Raw genomic sequence first — 22,440 nt, forward strand, 5'->3', positions numbered from 1 at the left:
GGTTCGTCAGGGCGAGAGCCGGACGCCGAAGAGGTCCGCGCCGCCGCTGCTCGGGATGGTTCCGAGCGGGGCGCCGAACACGATCTGTTGCTCGAAGCTGCCGCCCACGATCACGTCGCCTTTGCCATCGACGGCGACGGCCCAGGCCGTCTGCGTGCTGTTCCCGCCAAACGTCTTCGTCCAGAGCGGCGCCCAATTCGATGCGGCGAGTTTCACGACGAAGACATCGCTTGCGTTGCTGGTATTGATCGTCCCGGCGCCGAAATCGATCGCATTGTCGAAATGCCCGGTCACGAGGACGTTCCCCGCAGCGTCCGCGGCGATCCCAGCGCCACGCGAGTTTCCGGTGATCCCGAATCGCTTGCTGCGCACGTGATTGCCGTTCGCGGCGGCGAGCTCGGCCACGTAGACGTCGGTCGCGCCCACGGCGTTCAACGCGCCACCACCGAATTCGAGCGCGCCGGTAAAACGTCCCGTGACGAGAATATTTCCGCTCGGCGCGGAGCCAATGTTCCCGTGGAATTGATCCCCAGACGAACCGAACAGCTTGCTCCAGATGTGATTGCCGTTCGACCCGTTGTACATCGCGACCACGAAGTCACGATCGCCGCCGCCGTTTAGCTGCCCGCCGCCGAGATTCACGCCGGTGCCATACGTTTCACCCGAAATCGCGACGTTGCCGTCCTTTGTGACCGTGAGGCGCCGTCCTCGCTCGTTATTATTGCTGGCGAAGATCTTGCTCCAACGGTGATTGCCTGTGGAATCATAGCTCGCCAAGAAAATGTCTTCGGCGTCGGGGTCAAGATTGTTGCCCCCGAGGTTCACCCATTCATCCGTGACCCACCCCGTGACGAAAAGATTCCCCGCGGCGTCGACGTCCACGTCCTGCGCGGATTGTGTATTCGCCGCGCCGTACTTCTTGCTCCAGACATGCGCGCCCGCACCGTCGAGCTGGAACATGAAGAGATCGATGCCATTGCTTTGCAGATCAGACCCGCCGAAATTGATCGTGCCGGTGAATTCTCCGACCACGGTGATACGACCCGCGCTGTCCACGGCGACGCCACGGGCGAGGCCGACCTCCGTCGCGGGAAACGTCTTCGTCCACGAGATGTTTCCGTCAGCACCGATCTTCGCGACGTAGACGCTACCCTGGTTCCCATCGAAGGCAAACAGGTCCCCGCTGAGCGTCGCGTCGACCGTGCCCGCAATCACATACCCACCGTCGGGCGTGAGCGCCACGTCGTAAATCGCGTCGTCCATCGGATCGGCGTTCTTGCCGGCCGGCGTGACGCCCGTCTCCAGCGCGCCCGTGCACATAGCAATGGCTATCCCGTCGCAATCGTCGTCCGCCGCCGTCGCGCAATCATCGAACGCAGGAAAGGTCACCTGCATGCAGCCCTCGATGGTCTTCCCATCGCCGCTGCACGTGCCCTGCCCAACGGCGCAGGCACCGTCGAGATCCGGCAAGTCGCACTCGACGTCCGCTCCGGGCGCACAAATACATACCTTATCCATCGCGTCGGCTTCGCCATTGCAGTCCTCGTCCCCGGCCACGTTGCAATCTTCGGCTGCCGCAGGAACGACCTGAGCCTCGCACGGGCCAAACTCCGAACCATCGTCATCGCAGAACTGCGTGCCTGCTTTGCAGTTGCCGATGCCCTCCGTGCCGGCGGGCCCCGAATAACACGTCCTCGTCTCGCCCGGCGTACACGGCTCGCCGCCCGTGCCGCCCGTGCCGCCCGTTCCCCCCGAAGCCCCCGCGCCGCCCATCCCGCCTGCGCCCGCCGTCCCCCCCGAGCCGGCTGCGCCGCCCGTCTCCACGGGGAGCGATCCATTCGTGTCGAACCCGCACGCGAGCGGCGCCGCGGAGAGGCCGAGTACGGCGAGCAAACCTAGAGAGCGACGAATCCGACGATCCGCGTGAGGCATGACCATTCTCCTGTGCGAAAAGCAATACGCGCCGAAGACGCGCTGGGGGAGGAATCGACTTTACGGGAGCACGGCGGCCGAATCAATCGGCCCGCACCCACGATCCGACGGGTTGACGCTGGCGCGCTCCGGCATCATCGCCTCGACGTGCCCCGCCTCTCCGCCCGCGTGCACCTGCCCTCTGGCCGCGTGGCGCGCCTCTCCGACGAGGCCGCCCGGCGTGCTGCCGCACGCGCACGCACGCCCGATGTGCGCCCCGGCGGGTGCATGGAGGCGCTCGAGATCCTCGAAGCCGAGGACGTCGCGCGGACCGACGCAGGCGCGCCGATCGACGTGCGCGGTTTGTCCTTGCGCGACTTCCACGTGCTCCGCGCGCTCCTGGTCCACGCCGGCGTGCAAGCCGAGGCGCCCGCGGAGCTGCCCTGCGAGAACTGCGGCGAAGCTTTCCGTGTTGCGCCTTCGAACCTGCTCGAGATCGCGCCGTTCGTCGACGCAGAGCTCGACGACCCCGAGCTCGACGCGCCCTTCGATCACGAAGCGGTCCACGGGATCCCGGCGATCCGCGTGGGCACCGAGCTCGCCCGATCGATCCGGATCGCCGCGCGTACGGTCGAGGAGGCCCTGCCGCTCTTCCGCGCCGAATCCGCGCCGACCCGGATCACGCCCGCGCTCGTCGTCGCCATGGGCATCACCGCGCTCGGCCGCGAGCGCCGCGCCTCCGCGATCGCCAAGGCGCTCGCCGCGGCCCCGGACGAGGCCTACCAGGCCGTCGCCGATTGCCTCTACGAAGCACATTATTCGGCGCGCCTCGTCGCCGTGCACCGCTGCGCCGTGTGCGGCGCGCGAAACGATCTCGACGTCCCCTGGCAGCGCGAAATCCCCTACGAGGTCGGCGAACCCCGCAAGGCACGCCGCGCCTTCCCGGACCTCGACGCGTTCGAGGCGATGGTGACGAGCGCCGCCGATCGCATCTACCGCGCGCGCGGCGTGCGCAACATCGACCTCGTCGTCGATGACGGCGTGCCCGCCTGCGACGACGGCGGCGAGCCGCTGCTCGGCTGCTACACGCCCGGCGGCACGGACGCGACGCTCGGCATCCTACGGGCACCCGAGATCCGCTTGTTTTACCGGACATTCCAGGCCGAGCACCGCCACGATCGTTCCTTCGACGTGGCCGCCGAGATCGACGAGACGATCGACCACGAGATCACCCACCACCTGCACCACCTCGCCGGCGATGACCCACTCGACGAGGAAGAACACGCGGTGATTGAGAAGGAAGCGATCCGCAGGATCGGCAAGCGTGAAGCCGCGCGCCGCGCGGGCCGTGGCCTCGCGTCGGAGCTCGCGGGGTTCATGCGGACGACGTGGCCGCTCTTCGTGATCGCGTTCGTCGCCACGTATTTCACGTTTTGCCGCTGAAAGAAGCGAGCCGGCTTGACCTCGGCCCCCGCCCGGCAAGAATGGCCCTCGTCATGCGCTCTGCCTCGATCCTGCGCGCGATCCTCGCCTCCTCGATCGCGCTCGTCGCCGCCACGGCCACGAGCTCGTACGTGCTCGCCCAGGCGGCCGCGCCGAGCGACGGCGACGCGATCGTCGCGAAGGTGGGAGTCCGAACGATCACGGTGCGCGAGGTCGAGCGAAAGCTCGCCGCGATCCCGCCGTTCCAGCTCCGCTACTTCGGCAAGACGCACGACGAGATCCGCCGCAAGTTCGTCGAAGAGACCGTGCTCAAGGAGACGCTCTACGCCGAGGGCGCCGAGGCCGCGAAGATGCGCGATCTGCCCGAGGTCGGCGAGCGCATCCGCAGCGTGCTGCGCAACGCAATCGTCTCGCAGATCCGCGCCGAGGTCGCCGCGCAGGGCGCTGTGACCGACGAGGAGGTACGCGCCTACTACGACGCGAACCGCGACAAGTACCATGCGCCGTCGCGCGTCGCGATCTGGCGCATCCTCGTGGCGACGCGCGAGCAGGCGCTCGACGTGATCCAGAAGGCGAAGGCCGACCTCTCGCCGAAGCGCTGGAACGAGCTCGCGCGGGATCTGTCGCTCGACAAGACGACGAGCATGCGCGGCGGCAACCTCGGGCTCGTGGCGCCCGATGGAACGACGACAGACCCGAACGTGAAGGTCGACGTCGCGCTCGTGAAAGCCGCCGAAGCCGTGAAGGACAGCGAGCTCGTGCAAGAGCCCGTCGCCGAAGGTTCCTCATGGGCCGTCATCTGGCGGCGCCAGAGCATCAAAGCGGTCGACCGCCCGCTCGAGCTCGAAGCGCCTTCGATCAAGCAGATCCTGATGCACGAGCGCACGCAGAAGAAGATCCAGGATCTCGTGGCCGCGCTGCGCAAAAAGCACCTCGGCGAGACGAACGCCGATCTCCTGGAGATGCTCGGCGTGAGCGCGATGGGCGAAGTCGCGCCCGCCAAACGCCCCGGCACCTTGCCCTCGTCGCGGCGCCCCGCCGCAGGCCCGCCCGCGCCCTCGCAGACGCCCGCGGGCCCGCGCTGACGCGGCTCAAGCGAGCGCGAGCGCCAAGAGCAACCCGAGCGCCGACACGATCGCCGAGATCACCGCGACGACCGTGCCCGTACGCCGCGCGCGCGCCGCCGCATCCTCGGGCAAACCGTACACGCCCTTGAGCAGCGCATCCGAAGCGCGACCGGGCACGCGCATCGAGAGCGCGAGCACCTCGGCCGCTGCCTTCGCGCCGCGCGATCCGAGCATCCAGATCGCGCCGAGCGGACCCGTCATCAGGTCCCAGCCGCAGGAGTACAAACCAAACCGGAGCGCGCGCCTTCGTTGCGGCCGCGCCCCCTGCTTTCGCGCGCCCGCGTCGAGCGCCGCGCCGTGACTCGCGTGCGCCAGGACCATCCAAAGCGCGAGCGCAGGCACGCCGATCACGAACCACTCGAGCGCCCGCACGCGCATCTCCGGATCCCCGATCACCTGCAGCGCGAGGTGCGGCAACGCGAGCGCGGCGATCGGCAGGAGCATCGCCACCATCGAGCCGACCGCGAGCATCTCGGCGACGATCGCGAACCGCACGGCCGGCGGCAGCGCGCCGTCCGGCAGCGCCGAGAAAAACGCGTCCGCGCCCTGCGTCGTCGCGAGCGCCGTCCCCCAGAGCCGCGACCACGACGTGCCTCCAGGGCGCTCCCAAGGCACGATGGCCATCACGCCCGAGGCCGTCTCATCCGCGGGCGTGCACCCGGAGCAATCCGACTGGCCGCAGATCGTGCAGAGCACGGCCGCGGGCACCTCGAATGCATCGGTGTCGGACGAGTCCGCTCTCGGCCGGACGCGTTGCGCGCTCATCGGTGTCTTGGCCATGGCGCACCTCCGACGGACCCGCCCCGCGCCGCGCGAAGAAAACCCGCCGCCCACACAATACGCGAATCCTCGGCCTGTGTCGACCCGGGGCGGCCGCCAAAGCGGCTAGTGCAACATCTCGTCGCCCTTGCGTGACTCGTTCGATGGCAGGTCGTCGACACGCCCGCCAAAGCGCGTCGCGACGCCGAGCGCGAGCAAGCCGAGCACGAACGTCACGTGCAGGCCGTACGCCCACTCGAAGCGACGGGGCAGATAGCGCGTGCTCTCGGGGACCACCGCGACGCGCATGATCACGGTCATGATCACGATCGCCGCCAGAAATCCCACCGCGAGCCGCGCCCCGCGCATCGCGTGGATCGAGCGGCGCGAGAGCACGAGCGGGAGCATCACGACCCACGACACGAAAGGCGCCCACATCCACTGCAAGCGCTCTGCGAACCCGAACCCCGTGAACACCTGGAGTTCCGGCGCCTGCTCACGCATCCAGGGCAGAAAAAAAGCGCCGAGCCCGAGGAGCGCGATCCCAGCGAGCGCGCCGCGTCCGCGCGCGACGTACAGGAACGGCACCGTCTCCATCTCGGGCGGCACCGCCTCCTCGTCTTCGAGCGCCTCGCGCGAGGGCGGCAGCTTGCGGATGTCCTCGAGCGGCAAGCCGCACTCGGGGCAGACACGCGCCTCCGAGGGCTCGAACATCTCACGGCAGAAGGGACACGCGACGAGGGCAGGCATCGACGACGAGGAGTTTAGCGCGCGCCGGGTTCCCAGCGCGCGTCCCACCGTTTACAAATGCCCCCACCATGTCGAAGCGACAGAAGCTCGAAGACGACGCCGTCGCCGCGTTCCTGGCCGCGCACGCAGGCTGGTCGCGTGCAGACGAGGCCATCCAGAAGACGTACAAGTTCCCCGACTTCTCCACGTCGCTTGCCTTCGTCGTGCGCGTGGGCCTCGCCGCGGAGAAGCGTGATCATCACCCCGACGTCCACCTCGGCTGGGGCCGCGTCACAGTCGTCTGGTCGACGCACGACGCGGGCGGGATCACGGGCGTCGACACGGAGATGGCCGAAGCGACCGATCGGCTCTACGGAGGCCCGTGAGCGAGGATCCGACGCAGTGATGGATTCCCCTCGAGAAGCGCTCCTTTCGCGGCTCGGCCTGAGCGGCGAGTTGCCTCATCTGGAGGAGGCGCTCACGCACCCGAGCTTCTCGAACGAGCAACGCAAGGGCGCATGCGCCGACAACCAGCGGCTCGAGTTCCTCGGCGACGCGGTGCTCGGGCTCTGCGTGGCCGAGCTCCTCATGCAGCGCTTTCCAGGCGCGGACGAAGGCGAGCTCTCGCGGATGCGCGCGGTCCTGGTGAACCCGAACCCGCTCGCCGCATGGGCGAGGAGCGTCGAGCTCGGCGCGGCGCTCCGGCTCGGTCGAGGCGCGCAAGCCGCAGGCGAGCGCGACCGCACGAACGTGCTCGCGGACGCGGTCGAGGCGATGATGGGCGCGATCTACCTCGATCGCGGGCTCGACGCGGCGCGGCTCTTCGTGCACGCGGTGATCGCCGAGCCGCTCGCGCGCCTCACGGAGGGCCTGCAGCGCACGCGAGATCCGAAGAGCGAGCTGCAGGAGCGTGTGCAGGCCACGGGCGGCCCCTCGCCCCGCTACCGCGTCGTACGCATCGAAGGACCGCCGCATCACCGGGACTTCACGGTCGTCGTGGAGATCGACGAGCGAGTCGTGGGCGAAGGCCAGGGCCGTTCGAAAAAGCTCGCGGAGCAGGAGGCCGCGCGGGCCGCGATCTTGAGCTTGTGGTCAGGTGACGCGAACGTCGAGGAGGCGGTATCTTCGGGATCGAACGAGTCCGAGGTTCGTCCGTCCAATGGAGCCCTCCCGCGGACGGAGGACGCCTGAGACTTTCGAGGAGGTTTTCGAAGATGCGCCGGATCGCGCTCGCTGTGCTCGTGACGCTCGCGCTGGTCTTCACCGTGCTGCCCGCGTGGGCCGGCAGTTACCTCGACCGCGCCGCGCTTCTGCTCGACGAGGCGCGCAAGGAAGGGGACATGCTCCAGCCCCGTACGTTCGACAAGGAGCTCGTCCTCGTGGTGAAGGCGCTCGCGGAGGCGCGCGCGCGTGTCGGCAGCAAGATGGAGGTGCCCGCGGCCGTGACGAAGGCGCACCCGCACCTCTTGCTCGTGCTCGCGAACTACGAGCGCGCGGCGTCCGCGGCCGAGGACGGGAACTTCAAGAAGTTCATGGAGCACCTCAACGCCGCGCGTGACGAGGACCGGAACTTCCGCGCGATCCTGAAAGAGCTCGGCTACGCGCTGCCGGACGTGAACGCGAAAAAATGAACGCCGCGCAGGCCTGAAAACGAAACGGGCCGCCTCGATCGAGGTGGCCCGTTTTCGTTCGTGGTCGTCGCTCGTGCCTAGAGGACGAGGCCGATGTCGAAGGCGAGCGTGTATTGCCGGGGCATGCCGTCGAACTTGTTCACCTTGGTATCCGCGGCGTCGTTCGGATCCGGCGTGAAGACCTGCGAATCCTCGTCCTGGTTCGCCTCCTGCGGATCGATGACGTCGGTGACGAAGTGCGCACCGATGCGGATCATCTGGAAGCGGAGCTGCAAGCCCGCGTCGATGCGGTGGCGCGTCATGCGCACCGGATCGAACACGGCCGTGTTGTTGAAGTCCGCGCTCGTACCCGCGCCGCAGACGGGCTGGCCATCGCGGTAGGGCTTGCTGGGATCGGGCGTGGCCGGCGAGTTGCCGCCCTGGTAGCCGCAGTAGTTCAGCGCGTCGGTGTTCGGCGTAAGATCGATGAGGCCCGAGTCGCCGAAGATGCGGAGGAACGAGTAACCGACGTACGGCGTGAGCACGACGCTGCCCGCGATCGGGATCGGCTTCGAGAGCTGCGCATCCGCGGCCGCGACCGTGAGCTGAAACTCGGGGTTGCCCGTGAGGGTCGTGACCGAGCCGCCGACCGCGATGTCCGGGAAGATCGCGGGGATGCCCGTGCGGAAACCTTCGAGCAGCGCGATACGCACGTCGGCGCCGAGGATGCCGATGTTCGAGTTCGCCATGAACCCGATCTTCGTGCCGAGCTCCATGCCGAGGATGCCGAGCGGCAACGAGAGCGGCGCGAAGCCGTACCGGGTCTTCATCGAGAAGACCTGGAGGAAGTCGTCGGGGCCGGTGTTGCGCGTGGAGAAGAGCTTGTTGTTCGGGTCCTGCTTGCCTTGCGTCCCGAGCGCCCAGTACTGCGAGTCCGACGAGATGTTCGTGAACGCGCCCTCGAACGCGAGATCGAACCCGCCGTAGCCGGTCGTCCGCGCCGGATGCATCGCCGTCGGCGCGAGCGCGAAGCCCCACTCGCCGATGAGCTTCGCGAACGCGAGATCGTCTGTGCCGCAACGGGAGTAGCCCGACTGCGGGTTGTAGTAGAGGCCGCCGTTTCCGCCCGGCGCGCGGCAACTCTCGTCCGTCACGAGGCGCGCGAGGGCCGGGTCCATCGTGTCCGCCTGTGCCTGGCGAGGCACTGCCACAGCCGCGACGAGCGCGGCAGCCGCCGCGATCCACCCGAATCGACGCATACCAGGATCTCCGAGGCGCGAGGCTACGGTGGGGGCCGCTTTCCCGTCAAGGTCTCTGAGGGCGGAAGCTTGTGCCTGGGGCGCATGGGGCTAGAAAGACGCCCGTGGCCAAGGACCAGCGCCCTCGCCTCCGCGCAAAACCGCTCGACCAGCCCCTCCACGTCGTGCTGATCGACCCCGAAATCCCGCAGAACACCGGCAGCATCGCCCGGCTCACGGCCGCCACGAAGAGCAAGCTGCACCTCGTCGGCAAGCTCGGCTTCCGCATCGACGAGCACTCCGTCCGCCGCGCCGGCGTCGACTACTGGCACCTCGTCGAGCTCGAACAACACGTTGACTTCGAGCAGTTCCGCGCGCGCTTGCCGGCCCCGCGGCTCTGCCTCTTCAGCGCCGTGGCCACGAAGAGTTACCTCGACGCGGGCTACAAGCCCGGCGACGCGCTCGTGTTCGGCAAGGAGAGCAAGGGCCTCGACGACGCGCTGCTCGAGCGCTTCCCCGATGACGTCTACGGCATCCCGACCCTCGGGCCCGTGCGCTCGCTGAACCTGGCGAACGCGGTGGGCATCGTGCTCTACGAGGCGCTGCGGCAGATCGGCGCGCTCTCGCAGACGACGCTCGGATGAGGCCAGGCCGCGCCTTTACGCGCCCCGACGCACGCGCTACGCCCGGAGCCCGCTCGATGCCGAAGCCTCTCTCCGCACGCCTCGCCGCGACCCTGCTCGCCGCGACCCTGCTCGTCACGGCCGCGGGCTGCAACCGGCGCCCCGCGAACGCATCGCCCGACGGCGCCGTGCGCGAGCTCGTCGAGCGGCTGCGGCTCGTGAACGGCGACCCGGCCGCGGCGAAGTCTGCGTTCGAGCTGCTCTCGAAGCGCGCGCGCACGAACCTCGCCGAGCGAGCCCAGCGCTACAGCGCGGCGAGCGGCAAGACGATCGCGCCCGAGGCGATGATCGTGCCCTCGCGCTTCGTCGTGCGTTTCGAGCCGCAGCGGTATGCGGCGCAGATCTCCGGCAACCACGCGCTCGTCGAGATCATCGGCCTCGGGCCGGGGGATCACGCGCAGGTCGCGTGCGTGTTCGAGGACGAAGCATGGCGCGTGGATCTCCCGTTTCCCCCGCTGCCGCCCGTGCAGGTTCGTCCGGGAAATAATTAAAAAAGCCGAAGGGCCGATTCCTGCTGGAATCGGCCCTCTTCGGGGAACCGGGCGGGGACCCCAAACCCCCTTGCCCGCGCGGTTCTACGGTTCAGTTGGCGAGAAAGATCGCCTCGATCTCGGTCTTCACCTGCTCCTCGGTTTGACCGCGCGCGATCGCGATCTCCTTCACGATCAGCGAGCGCGCCGTGTCGAGCATGCGGCGCTCGCCGAAGGAGAGCTGCTTGTCCGTCTTCAGACGGTAGAGATCACGCAGAACCTCGGCGACGTCGTAAATCGAGCCCGTCTTGATCTTGTCCATGAAACCGCGGTAACGGCGGTTCCAGGTCTGGTTGTCGAACGCGATCGTGCGCTCGCGCAGGATATCGAAGATCTCGCGGATCTCCTGCTCCGAGATCACCTGACGGAGCCCGACGGCGCTGGCGTTGGAAACCGGCACCATGATCTTGCGGTCGGTGTCGAGGATACGGAGAACGTAGAAGCGCTGGCGGTTCCCGGCGATGTCTTTCTCTTCGATGTTGACGACCTCGGCCACGCCCTGGGCCGGATAAACCGCCTTGTCGCCTACCTTGAACTGGATCTCCGAACGAGCCTGCATACTGTCTCCTTTGCCTACCGCCCCGCCGCTACGATCCCGTGTCCCCGCTGGGCCGAGCGATCTGATCGCTCGAGGTCGGCCAGGAACCGTTGGATCTGGGGTCTCATTCCGAAGAGCCGAGCGCCGCCGCGAAGACCACGATAAGGGCCTGGGGGATGCGGGAGATCGCAGAGCGCTGCGGGTTCGGTCACCATCGAAGACACCGCGGGGGAGCTGACGGTGGAAGGGGTTTCGGGGTTGTTGAGAGAAGTCCCCTCACGTCTCGAGGTCTCGACGCCTCGGTGAGGGGTTAGTTTGCGCCAGGCGCGCGCACTCTAGTTAGAACGCCGGGATCTGTCAACCGAATTGGCGCGACCCGGCATGCTTCCATACAGTTATGGCAACGGTCCGGTGAAACGGCAACGGACACGCGCATGGTCGGGCGGGAGAGCGAGCGATCGCCGTTACGAAAGGCGCCCTTCTGCCAGCCTCCGCGCGAGCCCCCAACGCACGCCCCGATCCGACACCACGAGCTCGACAGTGGATTCCACGGCGGGCGTGTGCAGCGCACGCGCCTCCGAGGCCCACGCGAGCACCTCCGCGACGAGAACCCCACCCGCGACGATCACGTCCGCACGCTCCGGCTTGATCGTCTGCAAGGTCCGCCGCTCCACGAGCGGCATGGTCGCGAGCGAACCCACGGCGCGGACGACCTCGTCCTGCGAGAGACGCGCGCCATGCACGCGGGAAGCGTCGTACGGGAAGACGTCCCGTGCATAGGACGCGAGCGTCGTCACCGTGCCGGCCACGCCGACGAGCGCGCCGCTCGGCGAGAAGCCCGTGCGCTCGAGTGATGCGCGCACGTCCGCCCGCACCGCTTCGAGCTCCGCCGCCGTCGGCGGGTCGCTCTTCACGTGCCGCTCCGTGAGCCGCACGCTGCCGATGTCGAGGCTCGTCGCGCGCGCGAGCCCTCCGGCCGCGTCCCCCGTCACGATCTCCGTGCTGCCGCCTCCGACGTCGAAGACCGTGACGGGCCCCGAGAGGCCAAGCCCCGAGAGCGCGCCCTCGAAGGTGAGCTCTGCCTCCTCGCGCCCCGACACGACACGCGGCTCCACGCCGAGCCGCGCCTTCGCCTCCGCGCGGAATGCGTCGCCGCCGCTCGCGTCGCGCATCGCGCTCGTGCCCACGGCGGCGATCTTCGAGGCGCCGGCTGCGCGAAGCTCCTCGCCGTACTTCGCGAGGCAGTCGAGCGTACGCGTCACGGCCTCGGGCGCGAGCTTCCGCGTCGCGTCGACGCCCTGCCCGAGGCGCGTGATCGTGGCGCGCTCGACGATCGGCACGAGATCGTCGCCCCGCTGCTCGACGACCAGCAAAAGGACGGAGTTCGTGCCGATGTCGATCGCGGCGAATCGCATGGAGCTCAAATGGTTGGGGGTCGAAGGAACGGACGCTCGGCTCAGTTCGCGAGCGTCTTCAGGTCGAGCATCTCCTCGACGTTCGGCAGGACCACGAGCTCGCAACGGCGGTTCGCGAGCTTGTTCTCGGGCGTGTCGTTCGGCTTCACCGGGTCGGTGTCGCCGTAGCCCGCGGCGCTCCAGCGCGCGGGGCTCAGACCGCCGCCGTTCTTCTCGGGCGTCTCGATGAGGAACGCGAGCACCTCACGCGCGCGCATCACGCTGAGGCCCCAGTTGTCCTTGAAGCGACCGCCCGCGAGTTTGTCGCTGTCGGTGTGACCGGCGACCTGGAACGAGCGCTGCGACAGGGCCGAGTCATTGCGCACGACCTCGGCGACCTTGAGCAGGATGTCCTGCCCGTCCTTCTTCAGCGTCTCCTTGCCCGGATCGAAGAGCACGTCGCCCGGGAGCTGGATGACCATGCGGTTGTTGCGCACGGTCACGTTGAGCCCGAGCTTCGTGAGGGCCTGGAGCTTCTCGCGCAGCGTCTCGAAGCGCTTCTTGATCGCCTCGAGCTGCTCGGCGCGGCGGCGGTACTCCTCGAGGGCCTTCGATTGCTCCTCGAGGTTCGCGTTGAGCTTCGAGATATCGACGCCGGCGTTCTTGAGCTGCTGCTTGAGCTGCTCGATCTGCGCCTTCGCGTCGTCGAGCTCGCTGCGGGCCTTCTTGTTTTGCCTCTCCTGATCGGAGAGCTGGCCCTTCAGGGCCTCGATTTCACGGACTTTGGCTTGCATCTCCTCCTCGGAGTAGCCGCACCCGGTAGCGCCCGTGAAGGCGAAGAGCGCGGATCCGAGCAGGAGCCATGAGGTCGTGCGACGCATCGACATCCTGTCCTCCTGGACGCTTGACGAACGTCCGGACCGTAGCCGAGGTCCTACGCGTCGCACAAGGGGAGACATGCCCCGCGGGGGTCGATGCATGAATCGTAGATCATGTCAATAGACGACGTTTGGCGACGAAAGGGGAGGTTGTAGGCGCTTGGGATCGCGAGGGACACCACACCCCATCTGTTCCTGCGTTCCGCCCCCTCGCAATGCTTGCAGAGCGATCTCCCTTCAACCGAAGGGGTACATCAGAGCAGGCCTTGCAAGAATTTCCTTGACCGTCACCATGCGTGGCAATATACGTCGTGCAACATCTGTTGTCTCGGGGCTCGCGACTCAGGTAAGAGCGAGAGCGAGGCGGCCAATCAGGAGGGTCTACAGATGGCTGCGAAGAAGACTGCGAAGAAGCCCGCGAAGAAGGCGACCAAGAAGGCCACCAAGCCGGCCGCCACGAAGGCAACGAAGGCCGCCAAGAAGCCGGCGAAGAAGGCTGCCGCGAAGAAGACGGCCGCCAAGCGCGCCCCCGCGAAGAAGACGGCCGCCAAGCGCGCCCCCGCGAAGAAGCGCGCCGCCGCCACGACGAAGCGCACGGCGAAGAAGGCCACGAAGCGCGCGCCGGCCAAGAAGTCGGCCGCTCCACGGGGCCGCGCCGCCGCCAAGCCCGCTGCTCCGAAGTCCGCGCCCGCTCCCGCGCCCGCCGCGTCGAGCGACGACGAGGAATAGGCCCAGCAGCTAGCCCGCAAGCTCTTCGCAGCCGTCCCGGAGGCGGACTTCGAGTCCGCCTCGCGGGCGTCGGGGCCTCGACGAAGATCGAGGGATGATGTGCCCCGAACCAGCTTGGATCCGCGGCGTTAGGGACATCGAAGAGCCTCGACCGAATGGACGTCGGAAGACCGCACGTCCATTCGTGTTTTTGTGCGCCTCTTTCCGTAGTCTCGTCCCGTGATCAAGAGCCCGCGCGCGATCCTCGCGCTGCTCACGGCCCTGAACCTCCTGAACTACGTCGACCGCTTCGTCGTCACGGCCGTAGGACCGCGCATCCAGGAACATCTCGGGCTCTCCGACAAGGAGCTCGGCCTCGTCACGAGCGCCTTCATGCTCGGCTACTTCGTCACGAGCCCCGTCTTCGGATGGCTTGGCGACAGGTTCCCCCGCAAAGCCCTCATCGCCGCCGGCGTCCTCGTCTGGTCCGCTGCGACCGCAGCGTCGGGCCTCGCTAGCGCGCTCGCATCGCTGCTCGCCGCGCGTGTCGTCGTCGGCGTGGGCGAGGCGAGCTACGCGACCTTGAGCCCCACGCTCATCGACGACGTCGCGCCCGCCGAAAAAAAGAACCGCTGGCTCGGCATCTTCTACGTCGCGATCCCCGCAGGCTCCGCGCTCGGCTTCATCCTCGGCGGCCAGCTCGAGCATCGCTACGGATGGCGCAACGCCTTCTACATCGCAGGCGGGCCCGGCGTGCTGCTCGCGCTCGTCGCGCTGCTGCTCCGCGAGCCGGAGCGATCGCTCGCGCAGAAGAAGGACGAGCGCGGCATCGTCGCGAGCTTCCTCGACGACACGCGCGCGCTCGCACAGAACCGCTCGTACGTGCTCACCGTCGCCGGCTACATCGCGCAGACGTTCGCGCTCGGCGGCTTCGTGCAGTGGGCCGTGCCGTTCCTCTACCGAAGGCTCTGCCTCGATCTGCACGTCGCCGACGGCGCGTTCGGCAAGCTCACGGTGCTCACGGGGCTCGTCGGCACCGCGATCGGCAGCCTCGTCGCGGAGCGCGTGCCCGGCGAGGATCGCGTGCGTGCGGCGCTCTGGGTCTGCGCGGTCTCCTCGGCCGTGGCCACGCCGGTCGCCGTCTTCGCGATCTTCGCGCCGTCGTCCACGAGCTTCCTCGCGCTGCTCGGCGTGTGTGAACTCGCGGTCTTCGCCAGCATGGCCCCGACGAACCTCGCCATCTTGAAGTCGGTGCCCGAGGATCGACGCGCGAGCGCGATGGCGCTGTCGATCTTCTTGATCCACCTGCTCGGTGATCTGATCTCGCCGCCGATCGTCGGCGCGGTGAGCGACGCGTTCGGCGACGCGAAGGCGCAGTGCACGTCGGGCACGGGCCTCTTCTGGGGCATGCTCCTCCTGCCCGTCGCGCTCGCGCTGTCCGCCGCGTTCTGGTTCGTCGGCGCGCGCCGGACGAACCCTGCTTCTTCTTCGAGCTAGTCGCCGAGGTAGAGCTTGAGCGATCGCGCCGCTGCGGGACGATCGAACGGCACGCCCGCGAGCTCGCGTTGCGACATGCGCTCGAAGAGCTGGATCGAAAAGTCGTAGAACGCCTCGCACTCGCCCGCGGCCAGATCGAGGCGCGTGGGGTCGAGCAGATCTGCGTCGCGGAGCGCTGCGAGCGAGGCGACGAGCTCCCGCGCGCGCGGGTAGTCGCCGAGCACCACGAGCGGATATCCCATCGCGCGGAAGTAGCCGAGGAAGTCACGTACGAAGCCGAAGCTCTCGGGCACGGCCCACCGGTCGCTCGCGGGATCGGCGTGCCGGAGCTTGCTCGCGAACGCGCGCGTGATCTGCGCGAACATCCACACGTTCTGCCGCACGCGCGCGATCGTCCCACGCCGCACGCCGACGTCCTCGAAGACGCGCCCCTCCTCCAGCGTCGCTCCGAGCGCGCGCCCGAGGAAGAGCACGCAGAGCTCGATCGCCGGCCGCAAGAGCGCCGTCGCTCCCTGGATCCGCGCGCGCAGATCCTGCTCCGTGAGCTTCGCGTCGGCCGGAGGTAGTTCGTGCTCAAAGATTCGGCGGAGCTCCACGCGCAGACTCGCCGACACCGTGAGCAGCGCGTCCTTGATCGCCGAGAGCCTTTGCCCCTCGGCCACGAGCGTGTCGTGCCGCGCCGCGATGTCCGACGCGCCGACGCGCCCGATCTCCCGGCCGAAGCCCTCCGCGAGCAGCTCGCCCGCGCGCCTGCGCAGGTAGTTCGAGAGCGCGCGCCCGTCGCTACGCAGCACTGCGAGCACGAGGTACGCGCGCCCTGCAACGCGACGGTCGGTGTGGTCGAGCGCGATCGCGTCGAGCAGGCGCAGGTACCGCAGCATGCGGTAGAGCGACAGGAACGTGAGCGCTACGAGTCGATGCGGGTGCTCGCCCGTCACGTTCTGCATGAGCTCGAGCACCGCCGACGAACCGATGCGATCGAACTCGGGCCGGAACTCGAGCGCCGAGAGCGGATTGAAGAACGCGCTCTGCGTGATCTCGCGCATCGTGATCGAGAGGTGCGCGTAGAAGACGCGGTAGCTCACGCGCGGCAGCCGCAGCATCGCCGTGCCCGTCTCGATCAGGTTCGTGAACGCTTGCCGCAGCAGGAAGAGCGCCGCCTCGGGCGACTCCTGCGCCATCGTCGCGTAGACGAGCCGCGTGCGCGAGTTGTCCTCGGGCAGCACGGTCTCCAGGTAGCGCTGGAACACGAACGCTCGATCGCGCTCGCCGAGCATCATGCGCGCGAGCTGCACGACGCGCAGCATGCCGTCCTTCGCGTGCGCGAGCTGCTCGCGGAAATCGTGGCTGACGATCGTTTGTCTGCGGCCCGAGCCCGGGTGGTTGCGCGGGTTCGCGAAGCAGGCGAGACCCTTCAGGAGAATCTCGAGCTCGAAGAGGATCTCGTCCTTCTGCTTCTCGGCGAGCTTCGAGAACCAGGCGTCGCGCGCCTCGCGTTGCTCGCGGCGCAGGCCTCGCGAGTCGCGCAGGAGCTCGACGTACGCGTTGTGCGCGCCGCCCAGGCCCTGTCCGCGTGTGGGAGGGTTCGAGTCGCTCGTCAAGGGCTCGTCCGGCGCCTAACGGCGCGCCTTGAACTCGAAGGGGTACGTGAAGATCGTGTCCTTGCCGCTCGGCGACTTCGGGTACGAGAGCCCCTTCGCGACGTCCTGCATGCAGCTCTCGATCTCGGGCGCCTTGATGTCGCTCTCTTCCTGCTTGATCTTCGACTCCTTCAGCCGCCCGTCCGGCGCGAGCTCGAACGTGAAGGCGACCTTCCCCTTCTGCCCCGGGTTGTTCTTCGCCCACAGATCGAAGCAGCAGCGGAACGCGTCGCGCTTCGACTTGATGAGCTCGCTCATCGGCTGGAAGCGATCACTCGCGCCCGCGTCGCTCGCGGTCTGCGCGTTGTTCATCACGACGCCGTTCGCCGGCGGCTCGTTCGTCAGCTCGGCGAGCATGTCCTTGCAGTCGGACGCCTTCTCCGGCGCCTTGCGCGGCGCAGGCGGAGGTGTCGCGGCCGCGCCTGCGCCTTGATCGCCCGCCGCGGCGCCTGGGGAAGGCTGCGCCTCGTCCTTTGGTGCTGCCGACTCGCCGTTCGTTCCCTTGTCCGGCGAGGCTTCGGGCGAGCTCGCCTCGGAAGGCGATCCGCTCGCGCACGCCGAGAACAGCGCCGCGAAGGTGAGGCTCAACGTCGCGAAGAAGGAGGCTGTCGCGCAGGCTCGCATGGCGGCCATCCTACCCGATCCTGCCTCCATCCCGTGCGTCACCTCGCCCGAACGCGCGCGCCGAGGCATCCTTCCGTCATGCGTAGGCTCCCCGCCAAGCTCGCGCTCCTCGTGATCCCCCTCGCATTTGCTCTCCCGGCCGCGTGTGGCGACGGCTACGAGGTTCGTCCCTGCGGTCAGATCCCCGAAAAAGGCTGCCCCGTGGGTCGTGGCGGAACGTGCGACGACGCGACGTGCGCGGCCCTTTACGATTGCGTGGACGGCGCGTGGCGCCAAGCCGAGACCTGCCCCGGCGGCGGACAGGACCCGGACGCCGGCGTCTCCCCCGATGGTTGCGCCAAACCTGTGATTGACCACACGGGCGAGACCACGGGGTGCATGCCGGATCTCCAAAACCCAGACTGCCCTGCGGTCGCGGCCGAGCAGTGCTTCGAAACCGTTTGCCTCACCGATTGCATCGATTTTTTTCTTTGCACCGGGGAAGGCTGGAACCTCGTGGCATACTGCAATGAAGAAGGGACGCTTGAACTGACCCAGTGAGGCAACGAGGTCTGCATCGAAGTCCGGGAGCCGCGGCGATCCTTGCGATGGCGATGGCGCTCGCGGGCTGTCCGGACGAACGAGGATCGGTCGAGGTCGTGGAACCCCCGGCCGAGACCACGGCGAAAAGCGCGCGCGCTCCGATCTCGGGCATGGCCGTGGAGGTCGCCTCGGTGCGCTCCGACGCGGCGATCGACGTGGAGGCGGTCCGCGCCGTGCTGCGCGACGCGGAGTCCGCGTTCCTCACGTGCCTCGACGCCGACGGCTCGACGGGCGTGATCGCGCTGAAGCTCGGCGTCGAAGAGGACGGCGCGACGCTGGAGGTCGCCTCGCAACAAGCGAGTACCTTCGGCACGGACGACGCGCGCGCGTGCTTCGAACGAATCGTGGCGGCGCTGCGGTTCCCGACGACGCAGTCACGCGAGCGCTTCGATCTCTCGATCGCACTCGAAGTACGGCCACGACACGAGCTTTAGGCCGATTTCAAGAACGGCTCCCACTCCTTGAACGGCTCGGGCCGACCGAGCAAAAGGAGCATGGAGGCCGACCACCGTGGCGCCGTCGGCGTGCGAAGGAGCCGCATGCTGGCCTCCTCGGGCGTGCGGCGGCCTTTGCGTAGATTGCAGGGGCGGCACGCGGTGACGAGGTTCTCCCACGAGTCGACGCCGCCGCGGGATCGCGGCACGACGTGATCGATGTTGAGGTCGCGCACGGGCGGCCGCTTCAAGCAGTACTGGCACTGGTGCGCGTCGCGCAGCATCACGTTGCGGCGCGAGAGGCGCACCGTCGGGCGGCGGACGCGCTCGTAGCGGCGCAGGTGCAGGACACGCGGCACGCGGAGCGAGCCGCCGACGATGGACAGGCCGTCGTCGCTGTCGCGAACGGGCAAGCCGCGCCAGGACGAGAAATCGTGGACCTCGCCGGCCTCGTCGATGGCGTGCGCGGCGCCGCCGAAGAGGAGCAGGAATGCGCGGCGCGCGGTCGTCACCTGGACAGGATGAAAATGCCGGTTCAACGCGAGGACCGGCAACGTCAGCGGATCACGGCTCCGCCTCTCGGGAGAGAGGATTGTCGGATGCGCGAACGCGAGATCGCCGTCGATTTCGAACGAGCCATCGAGCTCGTCGAGCCCGCCCACCACGTCGGCGTCACCAACATCCGAGGGGCTCGTCTGAAGGAGCGAGGCCCCCAATCGCTCGGAGAGCTCAGGCCTTGGCACAGCCTGAATGTAGCAACAAATGGCCCGGCCTGGCGGCCCCCCGCATGAAAAAAAAGAGAGCCACCGGCCGCGGCTCTTTGCCCCGCGCTCTCCATCGCTTACAGGCTCCGCATGTTCAAAGAGCGATGCTTGCAAGGCAGGACCGCGATCGTGACCGGCGGCGGCACGGGCCTCGGCCTCTCCATGGCGCTGCGCCTCGCCGATCTCGGCGCGAACCTCGTGCTGACGAGCCGCGACCCCGGGCACATCGAGCCCGCCTGCGAAAAGGTCCGCGAGCGCGGCGCAAAAGCCCTCGCGGTGCGCTGCGACGTCCGGCACTTCCCCGAGGTCGAGGCCATGGTCGCCGAAGCCGAGCGCACGTTCGGATCGATCGACATCCTCGTGAACAACGCGGCTGGAAACTTCCTCTGCCCCACGGAAGATTTGAGTCCCAACGGCTTCAACGCCGTCGTCTCCATCGTGCTGAACGGCACGTTCCACGCGACGCTCGCTGCGGGCCGGCGGATGATCGCGGCTGGCAAGGGCGGCGTGATCCTGAACATGCTCGCCACGTACGCCTGGACGGGCTCGGGCTTCGTGATCCCGAGCGCGTCGGCGAAGGCGGGCGTGATGGCGATGACGCGCTCGCTCGCCGTCGAGTGGGCGAAATACAAGATCCGCGTGAACGGCATCGCGCCCGGTCCCTTCCCCACGGAGGGCGCGTGGAAGGCGCTCGTGCCGGAAGGCATGGACAGCGTCGGCAAGAGCAAGATCCCGCTCGGCCGGTACGGCGAACACGAGGAGCTCGCGAACCTCGCGGCATTTCTGGTGAGTGACTATTCCGCGTACATCACGGGCGACGTGATCACGATCGACGGCGGCGCGTGGCTTACCGAAGGCGGCACGTTCAACCAGATCGCCATGATGGAGCCCGACACGATCAAGCCCGTCATCGCGATGATGCGCGGCGCCAGCACCAAGATCAGTTCGCCGGCTGGGGCTTCGGGTCGCCCTTCGGCGCCCTCCGCCCCAGACCCCGAGTCGAACGGCTGATGACAACCCCGGAGGCAGCCGGGCCGCCACGTGGTTCGCCGTGGGACGATCCCATCGACGAAGCGCCGCTCGTCTTCCTGGACCTGGAAATGACGGGGCTCCGGCCCGCGTCCGACCGCGTGATCGAGCTCTGCGCCGAGCGCACGCGCGGCGACCGCGTCGAGGCGTCGCTCACGACGCTCGTGCGTCCCGACGACGGCGCCTTCGGCAATGCCCACGTGCACGGCATCCAGCGCGAGGACCTCGCGCACGCGCCGACGTTTGCCGAGATCACCGACAAGCTCCTCGCCGTGTGCGCGGGCGGGATCCTCGTCGCGCACGCGGCCTCGTGGGACGTGACGTTCCTCGAAGCGGAGCTCGCGCGGGCGAAGCGGCCCGAACGTTTTCCGTTTTTCCTCGATACCCTCGTCCTCTCGCGCCGCGCCTTCGCGCTGCCGACACACGCGCTCGGATCGCTCTGCGCCTCGCTCGGGGTGGCGCAAACACGCGCGCACCGGGCCGAGGACGACGTGCACGTGCTCCGCGAGATCTGGAAGAAGATCCGGGACGTCCTCGCGCCTGCGACGCCGCGGGACCTCTGGCACGTTCGGATCGGCCAACGCTACGCGCGCCCGGCCATCGTGGCGGCGGCCGTCGCGGCGGCCGAGATCGGGAGACCTGTGCGCCTGCGCTACCGCCCCGCCCATCGTGGCCCCGAGGACCTCGAGTTCTGCGTGACGAGCGTGCGAACGGACCTCGACCCTCCGCGGGTTCTCGGCTATCTGCTTCCCTCGCGCAGCCGCAGGGAGCTACGAGCCGATCGGATCCTGCTGATCGAAGCTCCCGGCGAAGCGGGAAAGTAGAAAGCGAAACGTCCGTGGGAAGCAGTATGTCTCGACGAGATTCCGATCGGCCGCTGGGCCGCGTTTCCCTCCTCGGCGCGGCCGCCTTGGCGCTGCTCCTCTCCGGGTGTCCCACGGCGGGCACGCTGCAGAATGCGCGGCCTGCCACGGCCGACAAATGGTTCCAGCGCGCGCAGCAGGACTTCAAGGTCGCCGACATCGAGGACGCGCGTGACGCCGTGAAGCGGGCGCTCGCGATCGTCCCCGACGACCCCGAGGTCCGCAAGCTCGCGGCCCGCATCGCGCTCGCGCAGCTCGACTACGCCGAGACGATCCGCTTGCTCAAGGGCATCAAGGGCTCGGAGGCCTCGGGCCTGCGCGGCCGCGCGCTCTGGTACAAGGGCGACCTCGAAGCTGCCGCCGATCAGCTCGACGCGATGCTCAACGATCCCGACGTGGTCGACGACTGGGCCAAGGGGATCACGAAGCTCGCGCGGCGCGGCGCGGGGCGCACGCCGTTCGCGCTCTCGGGCGCGCTGCTCGCGGCGGTGGAGCTCCCGCACGTGAGCCCTCTCGCGCCCTTCTTCGTGGTGCCTGTCGAGATCGACGGCGAGAGCGCGCTCGCGATGATCTCCACGGGCAACGCGGAGGTCGTGCTCGACAGCGCGACGCGGCCCGAGCCGAGCTGGATCTCGCTCCGCTTCGGCAAGAAGCTCGAGGTGCACGACGTGCCTGCGCTGACGCAGGATCTCTCGGGCGTCTCGAAGCAGATGGGCGCGCCGATCAAGGCGCTGCTCGGCGTGAACCTGCTCCGGCACCTGCACGCGACGATCGACTACGACGGCCACCAGTTCGTCGCGCGGAGCTTCTCGCCGCCCCCGCCGCCCGACGCGACGCGCGTGGACCTCTCGTACATCCGCGGCGGCGGCATGATCCTGCGCGGCAAGTTCGGCGGCGAGCGCGGCGAGCCGGTGAGCCTCTTGCTCGACACGTCGATGACCTTCCCGCTCGCGCTCGACGAGGGCGGCTGGAAGAAGGCCGGCTCCGTGGCGAAGAACCTCAAGATCGTGGCGGAGGATCCGGAGCAGAAGCTGCGCGAGGGCGTGGTCCCGATGGTGCGCCTCGGCGCCTTCGACGTGCCCAAGGTGCCCGGCGTGTTCGGCACGCCCGTCGACCAGATCGAGCGGCAGATCTCACTCGACATCGACGGCGTGCTCGGCACGGGCCTGCTCGCGCCCTTCCGCGTGACGTTCGGCGATCAGGGCCGCCTGATGTGGCTCGAGGACACGACGCTGCTCATCCAGCGCATCCTCGCCGAGAGCGGCAGTGGGCAGCCGCTCTCCGACGACCCGATGCCGGGGATGCCCGATCCGCTCTCGCCCTTCGGGCCGCAGCCGGGCCTCGGTGATCCAGGCGGGCTGCTCCCGCCGGGCGGCGGCCTCGCACCTGCACCTGCGCCCGGCGGAAACGCGTCGCCTGGCGGGGCGAAGCCCCCGAAGAAGGCCCCGGAGCGCTGAGC

Annotated in this window: 24 protein-coding genes; 14 read left to right on the forward strand and 10 right to left on the reverse strand. The window is 68.5% G+C overall.

The genetic code is table 11. The annotated features are described in order from the left end of the window. Positions 1–6: 6 nt before the first annotated feature. Positions 7–1,932, reverse strand: coding sequence for a hypothetical protein (locus POL67_RS46105; protein WP_271927914.1), 1,926 nt, complete (start codon positions 1,930–1,932; stop codon positions 7–9). A 147-nt stretch (positions 1,933–2,079) separates the two neighbouring features. On the opposite strand from POL67_RS46105, the gene POL67_RS46110 reads away from it, so the two are divergent. Continuing rightward, positions 2,080–3,354, forward strand: coding sequence for a metallopeptidase family protein (locus POL67_RS46110; protein WP_271927916.1), 1,275 nt, complete (start codon positions 2,080–2,082; stop codon positions 3,352–3,354). A gap of 53 nt (positions 3,355–3,407) precedes the next feature. After that, complete coding sequence (locus POL67_RS46115) at positions 3,408–4,439, forward strand: peptidyl-prolyl cis-trans isomerase (protein ID WP_271927918.1); 1,032 nt, start codon at positions 3,408–3,410, stop codon at positions 4,437–4,439. 6 nt (positions 4,440–4,445) lie between these two features. On the opposite strand, the gene POL67_RS46120 is transcribed toward POL67_RS46115, so the two are convergent. Next, entirely contained in the window at positions 4,446–5,261 is an 816-nt protein-coding gene (locus POL67_RS46120) for a hypothetical protein (protein ID WP_271927920.1), read from the reverse strand. 105 nt (positions 5,262–5,366) lie between these two features. Beyond that, on the reverse strand, positions 5,367–5,990 hold the full coding sequence (locus tag POL67_RS46125) for a zinc ribbon domain-containing protein (RefSeq protein ID WP_271927922.1): 624 nt from the start codon (positions 5,988–5,990) through the stop codon (positions 5,367–5,369). 68 nt (positions 5,991–6,058) lie between these two features. Here POL67_RS46125 and POL67_RS46130 point away from each other — a divergent pair, with 68 nt between their 5' ends. Genes POL67_RS46130 through POL67_RS46140 form a run of 3 tightly spaced genes read left to right on the forward strand, consistent with a single transcriptional unit; the run spans position 6,059 to position 7,600 of the window. Then, positions 6,059–6,355 carry a 4a-hydroxytetrahydrobiopterin dehydratase gene (locus tag POL67_RS46130; protein ID WP_271927923.1) on the forward strand — a complete coding sequence of 99 codons (297 nt, stop codon included), beginning with the start codon at positions 6,059–6,061 and terminating at the stop codon, positions 6,353–6,355. 19 nt (positions 6,356–6,374) lie between these two features. Further along, entirely contained in the window at positions 6,375–7,160 is a 786-nt protein-coding gene (gene rnc / locus POL67_RS46135; protein ID WP_271927925.1) for a ribonuclease III, read from the forward strand. Positions 7,161–7,183: 23 nt separating this feature from the next. Then, a complete protein-coding gene (locus POL67_RS46140; protein ID WP_271927927.1) occupies positions 7,184–7,600 on the forward strand; it encodes a hypothetical protein in 417 nt (138 codons plus the stop codon). Between the two features lie 77 nt (positions 7,601–7,677). Here the strand turns inward: POL67_RS46140 and POL67_RS46145 are convergent, their stop codons facing one another. Beyond that, the gene (locus POL67_RS46145; RefSeq protein ID WP_136969081.1) at positions 7,678–8,838 is read right to left on the reverse strand and encodes a hypothetical protein; all 1,161 of its coding nucleotides are present in this window, start codon (positions 8,836–8,838) and stop codon (positions 7,678–7,680) included. A gap of 104 nt (positions 8,839–8,942) precedes the next feature. Here POL67_RS46145 and POL67_RS46150 point away from each other — a divergent pair, with 104 nt between their 5' ends. Together POL67_RS46150 and POL67_RS46155 are read left to right on the forward strand one after the other, a co-directional pair. Next, positions 8,943–9,461 carry a tRNA (cytidine(34)-2'-O)-methyltransferase gene (locus tag POL67_RS46150; RefSeq protein WP_271927930.1) on the forward strand — a complete coding sequence of 173 codons (519 nt, stop codon included), beginning with the start codon at positions 8,943–8,945 and terminating at the stop codon, positions 9,459–9,461. 56 nt (positions 9,462–9,517) lie between these two features. Then, positions 9,518–9,991 carry a hypothetical protein gene (locus POL67_RS46155; protein ID WP_271927933.1) on the forward strand — a complete coding sequence of 158 codons (474 nt, stop codon included), beginning with the start codon at positions 9,518–9,520 and terminating at the stop codon, positions 9,989–9,991. Between the two features lie 91 nt (positions 9,992–10,082). Here POL67_RS46155 and POL67_RS46160 read toward each other — a convergent pair whose 3' ends face one another. The 3 genes from POL67_RS46160 to POL67_RS46170 all read right to left on the reverse strand — a co-directional run bounded on the left by POL67_RS46160 (position 10,083) and on the right by POL67_RS46170 (position 12,843). Then, positions 10,083–10,589: a CarD family transcriptional regulator gene (locus POL67_RS46160; RefSeq protein WP_136920397.1), complete on the reverse strand. Its 507-nt coding sequence runs from the start codon at positions 10,587–10,589 to the stop codon at positions 10,083–10,085. A gap of 443 nt (positions 10,590–11,032) precedes the next feature. Next, the gene (locus tag POL67_RS46165; protein ID WP_271927937.1) at positions 11,033–11,983 is read right to left on the reverse strand and encodes a Ppx/GppA phosphatase family protein; all 951 of its coding nucleotides are present in this window, start codon (positions 11,981–11,983) and stop codon (positions 11,033–11,035) included. A 41-nt stretch (positions 11,984–12,024) separates the two neighbouring features. After that, positions 12,025–12,843, reverse strand: coding sequence for an OmpA family protein (locus POL67_RS46170; protein WP_308789583.1), 819 nt, complete (start codon positions 12,841–12,843; stop codon positions 12,025–12,027). Positions 12,844–13,227: 384 nt separating this feature from the next. On the opposite strand from POL67_RS46170, the gene POL67_RS46175 reads away from it, so the two are divergent. Both POL67_RS46175 and POL67_RS46180 read left to right on the forward strand, forming a co-directional pair. After that, entirely contained in the window at positions 13,228–13,569 is a 342-nt protein-coding gene (locus POL67_RS46175) for a histone H1 (protein ID WP_136928969.1), read from the forward strand. A 219-nt stretch (positions 13,570–13,788) separates the two neighbouring features. After that, the gene (locus tag POL67_RS46180; protein ID WP_271927942.1) at positions 13,789–15,045 is read left to right on the forward strand and encodes a spinster family MFS transporter; all 1,257 of its coding nucleotides are present in this window, start codon (positions 13,789–13,791) and stop codon (positions 15,043–15,045) included. Here the strand turns inward: POL67_RS46180 and POL67_RS46185 are convergent. Together POL67_RS46185 and POL67_RS46190 are read right to left on the reverse strand one after the other, a co-directional pair. After that, positions 15,042–16,646, reverse strand: a complete 1,605-nt coding sequence (locus POL67_RS46185; RefSeq protein ID WP_271927944.1) for a hypothetical protein — start codon at positions 16,644–16,646, stop codon at positions 15,042–15,044. The two genes, POL67_RS46180 and POL67_RS46185, sit on opposite strands and share 4 nt — an antisense overlap. 15 nt (positions 16,647–16,661) lie before the next feature. Further along, positions 16,662–17,309 carry an AgmX/PglI C-terminal domain-containing protein gene (locus POL67_RS46190; protein WP_271927945.1) on the reverse strand — a complete coding sequence of 216 codons (648 nt, stop codon included), beginning with the start codon at positions 17,307–17,309 and terminating at the stop codon, positions 16,662–16,664. 78 nt (positions 17,310–17,387) lie between these two features. Here POL67_RS46190 and POL67_RS46195 point away from each other — a divergent pair, with 78 nt between their 5' ends. Beyond that, positions 17,388–17,849, forward strand: coding sequence for a hypothetical protein (locus POL67_RS46195; RefSeq protein ID WP_271927947.1), 462 nt, complete (start codon positions 17,388–17,390; stop codon positions 17,847–17,849). 47 nt (positions 17,850–17,896) lie between these two features. Continuing rightward, on the forward strand, positions 17,897–18,325 hold the full coding sequence (locus POL67_RS46200; protein ID WP_271927948.1) for a hypothetical protein: 429 nt from the start codon (positions 17,897–17,899) through the stop codon (positions 18,323–18,325). On the opposite strand, the gene POL67_RS46205 is transcribed toward POL67_RS46200, so the two are convergent. Next, positions 18,322–19,068, reverse strand: a complete 747-nt coding sequence (locus POL67_RS46205) for an HNH endonuclease (RefSeq protein ID WP_271927951.1) — start codon at positions 19,066–19,068, stop codon at positions 18,322–18,324. The two genes, POL67_RS46200 and POL67_RS46205, sit on opposite strands and share 4 nt — an antisense overlap. A gap of 111 nt (positions 19,069–19,179) precedes the next feature. Between POL67_RS46205 and POL67_RS46210 the strand changes: the two genes are divergently transcribed. The 3 genes from POL67_RS46210 to POL67_RS46220 are packed head-to-tail and all read left to right on the forward strand — an operon-like array spanning position 19,180 to position 22,438. Then, complete coding sequence (locus tag POL67_RS46210) at positions 19,180–20,100, forward strand: SDR family oxidoreductase (RefSeq protein ID WP_271927953.1); 921 nt, start codon at positions 19,180–19,182, stop codon at positions 20,098–20,100. After that, positions 20,100–20,942, forward strand: a complete 843-nt coding sequence (locus POL67_RS46215) for a 3'-5' exonuclease (protein WP_271927956.1) — start codon at positions 20,100–20,102, stop codon at positions 20,940–20,942. The genes POL67_RS46210 and POL67_RS46215 overlap by 1 nt, the downstream gene beginning before the upstream one ends. 26 nt (positions 20,943–20,968) lie before the next feature. Then, the gene (locus tag POL67_RS46220; protein WP_271927959.1) at positions 20,969–22,438 is read left to right on the forward strand and encodes a tetratricopeptide repeat protein; all 1,470 of its coding nucleotides are present in this window, start codon (positions 20,969–20,971) and stop codon (positions 22,436–22,438) included. The last annotated feature ends 2 nt before the right edge of the window (positions 22,439–22,440 follow it).

The organism is Polyangium mundeleinium (assembly GCF_028369105.1).
Lineage (GTDB): Bacteria > Myxococcota_A > Polyangia > Polyangiales > Polyangiaceae > Polyangium > Polyangium mundeleinium.